Source organism: Acinetobacter sp. RIT698 (assembly GCF_009668065.1).
Taxonomy (GTDB): Bacteria; Pseudomonadota; Gammaproteobacteria; order Pseudomonadales; family Moraxellaceae; genus Acinetobacter; species Acinetobacter guillouiae.
The window spans coordinates 60,126-72,263 of the sequence record NZ_WJYH01000004.1; the positions used below are offsets into that span (position 1 = coordinate 60,126).

The window sequence follows — 12,138 nt, forward strand, 5'->3', positions numbered from 1 at the left end:
CCAAATTTTATGTATTTGCAAGAAACACTTGACTGTGGAGTGTACTCCATCCTTTAGCTTAAGTGCGAGCATATAAAGGGTGTATAAAGTGATACAAAATAATCAAAGTGTAGAAAAAGTTGCTTTGGTGGTTGGTGCAACAGGGTTTATTGGTAAATTTCTTGTAGCACGATTACTTCAAAGCAATGACCAAGTTTTTGCTTTGTGTCGCCGTCTGGATCAGCAAGAGCCGAGTTTGAGAGCGTGGCTGGAAAAACAAGGAATAAGTCATCAAAAGTTATTCTGTCTACAAGGCGATGTTACCTTGCCTGATTTGGGTGTTTCAGCTGGAGATTGGGAACGGCTTGCTGAGGTAAATTATTTATTTAATACCAGTGCATTATTTGCATGGAATCTTTCAATACAACAGGCAAGGGAAGTTAATGTTAAGGGCTTAATCAATTTACTTGAATGCATAAACGAGCATTGCCAATTGAAACGGGCAATTCATCTTTCTGGCTATATGTTGACACTCACTCAGCACTTACAAGATGCTGGAGTCTGTTTGGGAAATATCGAGAGAACGAATTGGGGGCGGGTGTACCAAAAACTGGGTGCTTATGAGGCTTCTAAAATTGAAGCTCATTTTGCTTGGGTGAAATGCGCTCAACAGTTGAAAATTGACTGGACAGTGATCCATCCTGCAACAGTAGTAGGGGATGAAAATTCTGGCGAAATTGCAGAAAACCAGCCAATTGCTCACCTGATTACCCAGCTTAAACAGGGTAAAATGACCGCAATTCCTGCAACCCCTCAGCATTATTTACCTTTGGTTTCAGTGACAATGTTGGTCAATGCGATATTCAAAGCATCACAGGATCAACTCACAATTCACCAAGATATATTGATTGCCAATCCTACTCAGATTTCTTTGCAAGCTCTTATTGACAATGCGGCTCACAGATTAAACCTAAAAGCACCGCAATATTTTGTTTCGCTACACATCTTAAAATTGATTTTAAGATGGAAGTGGCTTGCTCAAAAGCTGGATCTATCTGCTGAGATGTTGAGCTTTATCCGAACTGAGCAATTAAATATGGATCAGTTTTTAACATTAAATAAGAAATGGCAAATACCAGAAACCAATCTTAAACAGACCATTGCACTGACTGCAGAATGGGTAGATCGGAATCATCAGATCTAGCAATAAATTGCCCATTTCAATAAATGGGCAATTTATTATTATCGTGTTGTATAACCACCATTGGCAAAAATAGTTTGACCTGTAATCCACCAACCCTCTGTCACTAAAAAGCGTACCAAAGGTTCAATATCTTCAATCTTGGTTAGACCACCCAGTGCAGAGGCAGATTTATGATAGGCCACTGCTTCAGGCGCTTCTTGACCATAGAAAAATGGTGTATCCATTGGACCCGGTGCAACAGCAGTGACGGAAATACCACGATCGCCGTACTCTTTCGATGCTGCACGTGTATAGTGCTCCACAGGTGCTTTTAAGCCTTCATAGGTTGAATATAATCCTGTGTAGGCTGCTAAAAGACTGGTCACGATAGAACAAATTTTTCCACCATTGTTAAGATGTTTACCCGCAGATTGGATGAAGAAATAGGCAATTTTATTGTTAATGTCATTCATTGAATCAAACTCTTGTTCAGTTGTTTCAATCAATGGTTTTTTAAGTACGCGTCCTACGGTATTAATCGCGATATCGACACCACCAAAGATTTCTTTGGCTTTGATGAACAATGTTTCGATATTTTGAATATTAGAGAGGTCTGCTTGTATCAACGTTGCATTAACACCAAGTTGTTCAACGGCTTTGAGTGTTTCTTCTGCATCTTTTTGGGTTTCTAGGCTGTTGTAGTGAATGACAAGATTTGCTCCTTGTTCTGCAAATTTTCGCGCGATCAGACCACCTAGGTTTTTAGCGCCACCCGTAATAATCACTGTTTTATCTTTTAAGCTATGCTGCATCATTTTTATTCTCCAATTCTGATAAATGATGCTGAAATTCTAAAAGCTATTTTTTGTTCTAAATAGTGATTAGAATCGAATAGATTGTTTGAAAAAGTTGAATAATAAATGGATAAAATTGACCGGCTAAAAATTTTTTGCTTAGTTGCGGAAAAACATTCATTTGCCCAAGTCGCTAAAACGCTGGATTTACCACGTTCAACAATTACCTATGCAATACAAGGCTTAGAAAAAGAATATCAAGTATTGTTATTTAATCGAACCACACGAAAAGTTAACTTAACCAATGATGGGGTTCAGTTTCTTAAAGAAGTTCAACAATTGATTTTTCAGGCTGAAGGGCTAAATAAGTTTAAATTAAAAAACCGTCAATATAAGGGACAAGTTAAAATTGGCTTACCGTTAAGGATTTCAACGCAATATCTTCTTCCTTATCTGCATGAATTCTATGCAAAGTATCCCAATATTAAAATTTCAATTTATAGCCACGATCACTATTCGGATTTAATTGAACAGCGACTGGATTGCGTGCTTCGTGTTGGAAATGTGATGAATGAAAATCTAATTGTGAGACCCATCACAAACGTTGATTTATATACAGTTGCTGCTCCAAAATATTTAAATACATTGAAGAATACTCTAGAAAAAGAGCCGTTAAATCAGCATATTATGATTGGTTATCAAATGAAAAATATGGATTCAGATTTTGGAAGCTTAGTATTTAAAGATACCCAGATCAAACTCCCTTATCAACTTTCAGTTGAGGATACCGAAAGTTATTTACATGCGGGCTTGCAAGGGTTGGGGATTATTCAGATTCCAGCTTTTGATGCAATCCCGTTTATCGAGACCAAAAGATTAACCAGAATATTTGAGCAAGAAGCATGTCTAAAAATACCCATTAATTTTCTTTTTTTAGAAAGAAAGTATCGACCAGTATATTTCCAATTCTTTATTGATTGGTTGGAAAGCTTACTCAAGCGTAAACTTTCCATGACATCTTAAGCTTACCAATGCTCACCTGGGAACAAACGCGCATATGCTCTTTGTACCAGATTCAATTTTTGTGGCTCACCCACAGACGCAGTAGAACTTGGGAACAAATTAAAGCCAATTGACATTAATTTGTTATTGATTCCAGGCGCAATCGAATAAGTAATAGAAGCTAAACGGCCTAAGTTTGTCGCAACTTTCTTCGGTCGTTTCACAATCGCATATGCCACTAAATCTGCTGCTTGTTCAGGCGAAAGTGTTGGTACATATTTATAAATTTTAGTCGGTGCAATCATCGGCGTGCGGACTAAAGGCATATAAACTGAAGTAATCGCAATTTTATGTGAATGTACTTCCGCAGATAAACAACGGCTAAATGCATCCAATGCTGCTTTTGATGCAACATAAGCAGAGAAGCGAGTTGCATTCGCCAAAACACCAATTGAACTGATATTGATAATTTGACCGTCTTTACGAACCATCATTTGCGGTAAAATATTCAAAACTAAACGAACTGCGCCAAAGTAATTCAGCTGCATCGTACGTTCAAAATCATGGAAACGGTCAACAGATTCATGTACCGCGCGGCGAATCGAGCGACCTGCGTTATTGATCAAAATATCAATATGATCAACAGAGGCAATGATTTGTTTAGACACTTCATCAATAGCATCCATATCATTTAGGTCGCAAGGGAAAATATCAGCCTGCCCACCTTCAGCCTGAATTTCAGCTTGAACTTCTTTCAATGTTTCTTCAGTACGAGACACTAAAAGTACATGTGCACCTGCTGCTGCGAGTTTTTTTGCAACCGTTAAACCGATACCACTAGATGCACCTGTGATTAGTGCAATTTTACCTTGAACCTTTTTTTGAAAAAGTTGCTCTAATTTTTGATTCATAGCTATTTTCCTGATTCTACTGGCATAAATATATGCTGTATTTTTTGTTTCGGGTGATTGGGTCTTTGTTTAAAAGATGATCACTTTTGTTGGAAGGCAATAATATACAAAAAAAATAAAAATACTAGTATTAAGTGACTGAATTTATAAAATATTTTTAGAGTAAATACTCTATTATATTTTTACTTATTTCGTGATTTTTACCATATAAAAATGAGTATTAAAAGCAAAAAATCAATCTTGCTGTATAAAACATAACCAAATAAATTCACTTGAAAATTTGAATATATTTTTAAGTAAACAGAGTTGATTTCAACTCTGTTTATAGGTGGATATATGTAATATTTTTATCATGATTTATGAAAAAGCAAGCTCATCATATGCTTTTTTTAATTGTTCTTTGGCGTGGGTATGACCTTGATGTGCAGCTTGTTCAAGCCACTTTTCTGCATGACTATAACTTCGGTCTAACCCAAGTTGTCCATTTAAGTAGCTGAGTCCCATTTTATACTGAGCTTCTTGATCTCCACGTAAAGCAGCTCTTAAGTAGCACCACATAGCATTACGATTTGCGATTTCATCTAAACTTAGATTTTGATCTTCAAAATGATGTGCTTGCGCTTTTTCGAGAGCAGCTTCGGAAGCATTCTGTTCAAATGCCCGGCGAGATGTTGAATCTCCTAAAAAACGGTTAAAAATATGTACCAACATATACAACCTCCTTGCTAATCCATTAACAAAGTAAAAGAGACTGCTAATCACAAAAAAATGATTAGATATAATTAATCTAGCTGATTTTTTTCACTTTGCAAATAGTTAAATGTAATTTGTCAATTGCGATTTTTACACATTTGTTAAAAAATACATTATTTAACAAACCAACAATTTTTATTTAAAAGATTAAATCACGCACTGTAATTTTATTACATTGAGAAAATTTGCTATATTTAGGTTGTTTTTTGATTTCGGATAGAATCTGTGAAACGCTCAAGTGTTTTCATCACAGTCTTGCTTAGTTTGTTTATGTTCCAAAGTCTTTGGAATGTAGCGGCAGCTTTTTGTGATCATGAAAGCACTACACTTCCATCACAAAGTCTAATTAGTCAGCATTTTGGACACCATAATGCGCCTGATTGTACTCAGGATCAGCAGCAGCATCCGCAGCTATTGGATGTGTATGGGATAGATAAACCGATTTCTGATCAGTCCGCATCAAAACAATTATCAGCACACCAACATGATGTGCGCTCCAATGATTTCCTTAATCATATAAATGATGATCATCGTGACCATTTGCCTTCCTTTGCGCATTTTATTGTGGTTGATGATCAGCAACAAACAGCGCAGCCTAAGTTTATAGGCTACCCTGAATCCCGCTTTATTGGCTGGAATAATTTGTACCAGTCACCTGATCTATATTTGCCCAATCCTCCGCCTCTCTCATCCCCGCTATAAGGTGGGGTAGCCAAAAAGATTGCCCACCGCTAATGGTTTAATTTAGTGGGGCATTTTTATGTCAAAAGAAATACGTAATTTAGTACAAAAACCTGTATTTGGTTTTAGGCCGTCTTTGCTCGGTGCACTGATGTTGAGTGTGATGTCATCTCTTAGTTGGGCAGACAACCCATCTCAAGCATTAACCTTACAACAGGCAATTGCAAAAACTGAGCAATATCAGCAAACGCAGAACGTCTGGCAAACACAGCAACAAATTGCAACTGCGAACATCAAACAAGCAAAACTGTGGACAAATCCAGAGTTATCCGTATCGCAAACGGGTTTTGGTTCCAATCAAGATCAAGAGCTTTCGATTGGTGTGTCTCAACGCTTGGATATTTTTGGTGAACGTAGGTCAGCACAGAGGTTGGCACAACTTTCAAAAGATCAAAGTGACTTAAATCAGCGGATTTATCAGGCTCAACTTGAATTGGCTGTGAAATACCAATGGTCACAGCTCGCGATTTTTGAATTAGAACGCAACGTGGTTCAAGAGCAGCTCAACGTCAGTGAAGAAAATCTGAATGCGATTCAGAAGCGCTATCAAGCCGGAAGTGTCGCTCAGGTTGATGTAGATCGTGCCAGACTGAGTCATGCAGAAAATGCTCGCTTATATCGTCAAGCCGATTTGCAGGTGCAAGTTGCCAAGCAGCAATTGTCCAACCTTTGGGGGGATGCTGATAAATCGATTCGTATCGGTTTAAATCCTCAATCTTTATGGCCGTCTTCGACACACCAACAGGTACAAGAATATCTCGCGGACAATCTTTTTGAAAAATCACGTCAGTTACAGGTGTTGCAAGCAAAAGCGACAGTGGCGCAATTAAAAGCTTCGGCACGGCCTAATCCGACTGTGAATTTAGGCGTGAATCGTACTCGATCACCTGAAACCTCGACTGACAATGCTTTAGTTGTGGGGGTCTCTATCCCATTGAATATTTTCAACCGCCAGCAATACGGTGTGCAAATTGCGCAAGCAAAGCAGGATTTACTCAGTAGACAACAGGAGTTTTATCTCCGCCAAAATGCTTTGCAGGTGGGAACATTATTGACTGAATTGCAAGGACTGGAAGTACAGTTTAAAGCAGTCGATGAGTCTCAGATTCCGCTTGCAGCTCAGGTTCAACGTAAAACTTTGCAGGGGTTTACTGTCGGTAAATTTGCCGTTAACGATGTGCAACTCGCAACGTTACAGTTGCAAGAAGTGCGTTTGAGAAAAGTGCAATTATTGAAAGATGGCTGGCAACGTGCCATTGAAGCGGAAAGTCTGAGTCTCGGTATTGAACCAAGTCAAATCATGGCAAAAGACGCTTTAGCACAGATCAATCAGAGTTTATGGCAGGAAACACAAGCTTTACCAATCGTGGGCGGGGGAAATTAATATGCTGAATCAATTTAAATCTTTTAAACTTCAGAAAGGCAAAATTTCTCAACGCCTACTGATCATCATTACTATTGTAATGACTGCTCTTATTGCCATGGGGTTGTTCTTTTCAACCAAAAAAGGCACGAGCAAAGAAGGCGGTGAAAAAGAAGCAGAACATGCTGAAGAAGGACATTCACATGATGAAAATGCTAAGGGAACCACCAAAGATGGTTCCGAAGAAGCGAAGCACAGTGAAGAAGAGGGTGGCGAGAAAGAGAATGCTGAAGCCATTAGTCTGACCGCGCAACAGATTACTGAACAAGGAATCAAACTTGCTAAAGTAGAGATGGGCACTGTTACCAAATCAGCTTCTTATCCTGCAAAGGTTATGGTCAATACCGACCGTCAAGCACATGTATCACCTGCATTTAGTGGGCAGGTGGTTGCAGTCAATGTTGAGTTGGGACAGCGTGTGCAAAAAGGGCAGGCATTGGCGACATTGGTGGTGCCTGATTTGGTTGATCAGCAGGCGAATTTACAGGTCGCACAAACAAGCTTAGAGCTGGCACGTCAGGACTATGAACGAGAGCGGCAGTTATGGTCACAAGGTATTTCTGCCAAGCAGGATTATCAACGAGCTTACAATGCCTATAAGCAAGCACAGATTCAGGTACAAGCCACCAGATCTCGTTTATCTGCTTTTGGTGCCTCATCGAGCAGTAATGGTCGTTATGTTCTCACAGCACCAATTGCAGGCATTATCAGTAAAAAAGACTTGGTTATGGGTGAAAATGTACAGCTTGCCAGCCAGTTATTTATCATCGATCAACTGGATCAGCTATGGCTTGAATTTATTGTACCAAGTTCTGAATTCTCAGCGATTGCACCAAATCAACAGCTGGAATTTAAGTCACTGCAAACGGGGAATACCTTTAAAGCACAGATTCAAAGTTTAAATAGTGAAGCTGATGTGCAGACTGGACGTTTACAAGTGCGTGCCAAAGTATTGTCGAATGCGGCTGAATTACGTCCGAATTTGATGGTCAATGTTCAGCTACAACAGCAAGGCACTGCTCAAGCATTGCGTGTACTCAAAAGTGCCATACAGAAAGTTGAAGGAAAGGATATTGTTTTCGTTTCCAGTGAACATGACAAGAAAATCGAGTTTACTGCACAGCCTGTTGTACTGGGTCAGGTATCCGGTGATGGTCAGTGGGTTGAAGTGAAGTCTGGTCTGACTCAAGGTCAGCAATATGCAGGTCAGGGTAGCTTTTTGCTGAAATCTGAATTGGAAAAAGGAGAGGCGAGCCATGGGCATTAATGATTCTTCTGATTCTAAGTTAGATCTCGATGCGGATTCAGCATTACCTCAACCTGAAGGTTTATTTGATCGACTGATTCAATTTTCGATTAAAAATGCCATTTGGGTCATGCTGTTTATTGTGGCATGGATTGGCGTGGGGATTTACGGTTATCAAAAATTACCGATTGATGCTGTACCCGATATCACCAATACCCAAGTGCAAGTGAATACCCAAGCGGCTGGTTTTACTGCATTAGAAGTTGAGCAAAGGATTACCTATCCCATCGAAACTGCGATGGCGGGTTTACCTAAGCTAGAGTTGACCCGTTCTATTTCCCGTTATGGTTTATCGCAAGTGACCATTATTTTTAAAGATGGGACGGATATTTATTGGGCACGACAACAGATTAATCAACGCTTACAAGAAGCCCAAACCGAACTACCAGATGATATTGCACCGACAATGTCCCCTGTATCGACAGGGCTAGGGGAGATTTATCAGTGGGTGATCAAGGCTGAGCCGAATGCGAAAAAACCTGATGGTACGCCCTATACTGCGATGGATTTACGTGAAATTCAGGACTGGATTGTACGACCACAGTTACAGCGTGTTCCCGGCGTTGCAGAGGTCAACTCCATTGGTGGCTTCAATAAAACCTATGTGGTCACGCCCGATTTAAATCGTTTGCAACAATTACAAATCCCTGTCAGTGATCTACAAAACGCTTTAACTGGAAACAATGAAAACCGTGGTGCTGGTTTTATTGAAACCAATGGGCAGCAATTGACAGTACGTGTTCCAGGAACCTTGAACAATATTGAAGATATTCAAAATGTAAGTATCGGCAATAAAAATGGTTTTCCGATCCGAGTTGCAGATGTAGCGACTGTTTCGATTGGACATGATCTACGTACAGGTGGTGCAACTTACAATGGCGAGGAAACAGTACTCGGTATCGCCATGATGATGATGGGTGAAAATAGCCGTACTGTGGCGAAATCAGTGGATGCCAAAATCAAGGAAGTCCAGCAATCTTTACCGAAAGGTATTGTGATTCAAACCGTATATGACCGGACAGCTTTGGTCGAGCGTGCGATTAGTACAGTACAGAAGAACCTTGTAGAAGGGGCAATTCTGGTTATTGTTATTCTGTTCCTATTTCTTGGTAATTTCCGTGCCGCGTTAATTACTGCGTGTGTAATTCCGTTATCGATGCTGTTTACTTTGGCGGGTATGGCTGAGCAGAAAATTAGTGCCAATCTGATGAGCTTAGGCGCACTAGATTTCGGGATTATTGTGGATGGTGCGGTCGTTATTGTTGAAAACTGTATTCGGCGACTGGCAGAGGCACAGCATGCAAAAGGCAGATTACTCTCACGAGCAGAACGTTTTAAAGAAGTTTTTCTTGCGGCTAAACAGGCACGTCGCCCTTTAATCTTTGGTCAATTAATTATTCTAGTGGTGTACTTGCCTATTTTCGCTCTGTCTGGTGTTGAAGCGAAGCTCTTTCACCCAATGGCTATGACGGTGGTATTGGCACTGGTGGGTGCAATCATTCTTTCGGTTACTTTTGTCCCTGCTGCAGTGGCTTTATTTGTTAATGGTGAAGTTAAAGAAACAGAAAGTCGCTGGATGCTGTGGTTAAAGCAAAAATATGAAAAACTACTCAATTTAGCCTATAACTTTAGAATGTTAGTCGTCACCCTTGCGGTGAGTATTCTGTTTTTAACAGGTGTGCTTGCCACTCAAATTGGTAGTGAGTTTGCACCCACCTTGAGTGAGGGCGATTTTGCAGTACAACAAATGCGTTCACCAAGTACTGGCCTAGAGCAGTCTTTACGTATGCAGGAGAATACTGAAAAGTTATTGCTCAAAGAGTTTCCAGAAATCAAAGCTATATTTGCCCGTACAGGGACGGCAGAAGTGGCAACAGATGTCATGCCACCTAATATTTCCGATGCTGTGGTGCTGTTAAAGCCACGTGATGAATGGAAGAATCCAAAGCAAACAATTGATGAGCTACGTCAACGTATGATTGCATTTCTTGGTACATTACCCGGAAATAATAGTGAGTTTTCTCAACCGATTGAGCTGCGTTTCAACGAATTAATTTCTGGTGTGCGAAGTGATGTGGGGATCAAGATTTTTGGCGATGATATGGAGGTGTTGAATCAACAAGCCACTAAGATTGCACAACAAATCAAAGGGATTACTGGCGCAACTGCCGTCAATGTGGAACAGACTTCAGGCCTACCACTTTTAAATGTTGAAGTGAACAAAGCCGCGGCAGCGCAATATGGTCTGTCGGTGAGAGCGATTCAAGACTTGGTGGCAACCAGTGTCGGCGGGCAGAATGTTGGTCAGATCTTACAAGGTGACCGCCGTTTCGACTTTGTGATTCGTCTGGATGATGCTCAACGTACACCTGAACATCTGGCCGTTTTACCTATTCAAACACCGAATGGTGGTCTAATCCAACTTCAGGATGTGGCTAAAGTTGAAAATATCCTCGGTATTAATCAGGTTAGTCGTGAAAATGGTAAACGTCGTGTCGTTGTGACTGCCAATGTCGAAGGGCGCGATTTGGGCTCATTTGTCACCGAATTACAATCGACTTTGGCGAAGCAGGAAATGCCTGCAGGATATTGGTTGAGTTATGGCGGACAGTTCGAAAACCTAACCTCTGCGAAGGCACGTATGCAGCTGGTCGTTCCACTGGCGCTGATAACTATTTTTGTGCTGTTGATGGCCGTTTTCCATAACTTTAAGGAAAGTTTGCTGGTATTTACTGGTGTTCCATTTGCACTGTGTGGTGGTTTGATTGCACTGTGGCTTCGCGGTATACCATTGTCGATGTCTGCAGGTGTGGGCTTTATCGCGCTCTCAGGTGTGGCGGTATTAAATGGTTTGGTAATGTTGACCTTTATTAAGGAATTACGTCAACAACTGGATGTTTATCAGGCCACATGGCAAGGTGCAATTTTACGTTTAAGGCCCGTATTGATGACGGCTTGTGTGGCATCGTTAGGTTTTGTGCCGATGGCGTTGGCTACAGGGACAGGTGCGGAAGTTCAGCGTCCACTGGCAACCGTGGTGATTGGCGGCATCATGTCATCCACCTTACTGACTTTGGTGATTTTACCGGTGATTTATCGCTGGATGAATGAACGTAAAGTTAAAGCACAAACGGATGGTTGATCGTTAATTTAAAAATAACCTCACCGTTCTTAGCCAAGAAGGGTGAGGCATTGAAACTGTATAGACAGTTTATTATTGGCTAACAGGCAATACACCTAAACTAATGATGGTGTAATTTTGATTTACAGGTTGAGTGGTTTTGTTAAATGCTTCACTGACTTCAAGCAAATATTGCCCTGAATAAGGAAAAGTGACTGTCGCTGAACCATCTTGAGCAACCGAAACTTTTTGTGCTTGTTTATCTGTTTGCCCTTGAGCACGGATGAGCAGTTCAGCATTTTTGAGTGCTTGTCCTGATTTTTTAATCAAGATTTGTACAGGTTGCTGCGCAGTAATGCTGTTGGGGTGGGTTTTAAATTCGACTTGTATTGCAGCATCAGTGTTGTTTTGAATAGGTGACGTTTTTTCTTTAGAAATATAGCTTTGGATTGACCATTCTCGGTTAATGGTGATCGGTACAGGCGGTTTCTTAAAGTCAGCAGGAATCACATATTCGCGCTCAGCGATCTTACCTGCTTTCTCAGCAGGGACATCAAAAAGCATTTTCCATTCTTTATTATGTTGGACATATTTGAGTGGGAAAGACGCTTTACTGAACAGGTGATAGGTGCCTGCTTGTGGTAAGGCTAAGTCAAACACCGTAGCCGATTTTAAAGTGCTTGCAGCTTCAACTTGTAACTTGCTCTGATCTGGTTGAATCACGTTGAGCGCAGTTTGTTTCATGGCATGTTCTGCATTCAGTGCTTCTTCAGCATAGGATGCAATCACTGGTATTTGTGTATTTGTGGTGTTATAGCCCAGAGGCGCAACATAGGGTTCATGTGCATAACTATAAGAGCAAAGAAGTACAGAAAGGTAGAGGTATTTTTTCATTGTCGATATTCCATTAACAGGGGTATTTGAA

General features: G+C 40.6%; 10 protein-coding genes. 6 read left to right on the forward strand and 4 right to left on the reverse strand.

Features of this window, described 5'->3' with window-relative positions; translation table 11 throughout:
• Nucleotides 1-91: 91 nt before the first annotated feature.
• Nucleotides 92-1,183, forward strand: coding sequence for an SDR family oxidoreductase (locus tag GJV03_RS02885; protein ID WP_354666827.1), 1,092 nt, complete (start codon nucleotides 92-94; stop codon nucleotides 1,181-1,183).
• Between the two features lie 38 nt (nucleotides 1,184-1,221).
• Here the strand turns inward: GJV03_RS02885 and GJV03_RS02890 are convergent, their stop codons facing one another.
• Entirely contained in the window at nucleotides 1,222-1,977 is a 756-nt protein-coding gene (locus tag GJV03_RS02890; protein ID WP_004725372.1) for an SDR family oxidoreductase, read from the reverse strand.
• 105 nt (nucleotides 1,978-2,082) lie between these two features.
• Here GJV03_RS02890 and GJV03_RS02895 point away from each other — a divergent pair, with 105 nt between their 5' ends.
• Entirely contained in the window at nucleotides 2,083-2,979 is an 897-nt protein-coding gene (locus GJV03_RS02895; protein ID WP_154129424.1) for a LysR family transcriptional regulator, read from the forward strand.
• Nucleotides 2,980-2,981: 2 nt separating this feature from the next.
• On the opposite strand, the gene GJV03_RS02900 is transcribed toward GJV03_RS02895, so the two are convergent.
• Nucleotides 2,982-3,869: an SDR family NAD(P)-dependent oxidoreductase gene (locus tag GJV03_RS02900; RefSeq protein WP_004725376.1), complete on the reverse strand. Its 888-nt coding sequence runs from the start codon at nucleotides 3,867-3,869 to the stop codon at nucleotides 2,982-2,984.
• A gap of 357 nt (nucleotides 3,870-4,226) precedes the next feature.
• Nucleotides 4,227-4,580 carry an SEL1-like repeat protein gene (locus tag GJV03_RS02905; protein WP_004816626.1) on the reverse strand — a complete coding sequence of 118 codons (354 nt, stop codon included), beginning with the start codon at nucleotides 4,578-4,580 and terminating at the stop codon, nucleotides 4,227-4,229.
• Between the two features lie 267 nt (nucleotides 4,581-4,847).
• Between GJV03_RS02905 and GJV03_RS02910 the strand changes: the two genes are divergently transcribed.
• From GJV03_RS02910 to GJV03_RS02925, 4 genes are read left to right on the forward strand one after another with little or no spacing between them, the layout of a single operon-like run.
• Nucleotides 4,848-5,324 (forward strand): hypothetical protein, encoded by a 477-nt coding sequence (locus tag GJV03_RS02910; protein ID WP_056517521.1) that lies wholly within the window; start codon nucleotides 4,848-4,850, stop codon nucleotides 5,322-5,324.
• A gap of 58 nt (nucleotides 5,325-5,382) precedes the next feature.
• A complete protein-coding gene (locus GJV03_RS02915; RefSeq protein ID WP_154129425.1) occupies nucleotides 5,383-6,747 on the forward strand; it encodes a TolC family protein in 1,365 nt (454 codons plus the stop codon).
• 1 nt (nucleotide 6,748) lies between these two features.
• Nucleotides 6,749-8,053, forward strand: coding sequence for an efflux RND transporter periplasmic adaptor subunit (locus GJV03_RS02920; protein WP_105713822.1), 1,305 nt, complete (start codon nucleotides 6,749-6,751; stop codon nucleotides 8,051-8,053).
• Nucleotides 8,043-11,234, forward strand: coding sequence for a CusA/CzcA family heavy metal efflux RND transporter (locus GJV03_RS02925; RefSeq protein WP_004725386.1), 3,192 nt, complete (start codon nucleotides 8,043-8,045; stop codon nucleotides 11,232-11,234). The genes GJV03_RS02920 and GJV03_RS02925 overlap by 11 nt, the downstream gene beginning before the upstream one ends.
• A gap of 72 nt (nucleotides 11,235-11,306) precedes the next feature.
• Here GJV03_RS02925 and GJV03_RS02930 read toward each other — a convergent pair whose 3' ends face one another.
• Nucleotides 11,307-12,107, reverse strand: a complete 801-nt coding sequence (locus GJV03_RS02930; protein WP_151956393.1) for a DUF4198 domain-containing protein — start codon at nucleotides 12,105-12,107, stop codon at nucleotides 11,307-11,309.
• Between the last annotated feature and the right edge of the window lie 31 nt (nucleotides 12,108-12,138).

What these genes read in the sequence shown, in the direction of transcription:
- GJV03_RS02905 (WP_004816626.1), bottom strand. Translation starts at nt 4,580, where the DNA reads ATGTTGGTACATATTTTTAACCGTTTTTTAGGAGATTCAACATCTCGC.
- GJV03_RS02915 (WP_154129425.1), top strand. Translation starts at nt 5,383, where the DNA reads ATGTCAAAAGAAATACGTAATTTAGTACAAAAACCTGTATTTGGTTTT.
- GJV03_RS02900 (WP_004725376.1), bottom strand. Translation starts at nt 3,869, where the DNA reads ATGAATCAAAAATTAGAGCAACTTTTTCAAAAAAAGGTTCAAGGTAAA.
- GJV03_RS02890 (WP_004725372.1), bottom strand. Translation starts at nt 1,977, where the DNA reads ATGATGCAGCATAGCTTAAAAGATAAAACAGTGATTATTACGGGTGGC.
- GJV03_RS02920 (WP_105713822.1), top strand. Translation starts at nt 6,749, where the DNA reads ATGCTGAATCAATTTAAATCTTTTAAACTTCAGAAAGGCAAAATTTCT.
- GJV03_RS02895 (WP_154129424.1), top strand. Translation starts at nt 2,083, where the DNA reads ATGGATAAAATTGACCGGCTAAAAATTTTTTGCTTAGTTGCGGAAAAA.
- GJV03_RS02930 (WP_151956393.1), bottom strand. Translation starts at nt 12,107, where the DNA reads ATGAAAAAATACCTCTACCTTTCTGTACTTCTTTGCTCTTATAGTTAT.
- GJV03_RS02925 (WP_004725386.1), top strand. Translation starts at nt 8,043, where the DNA reads ATGGGCATTAATGATTCTTCTGATTCTAAGTTAGATCTCGATGCGGAT.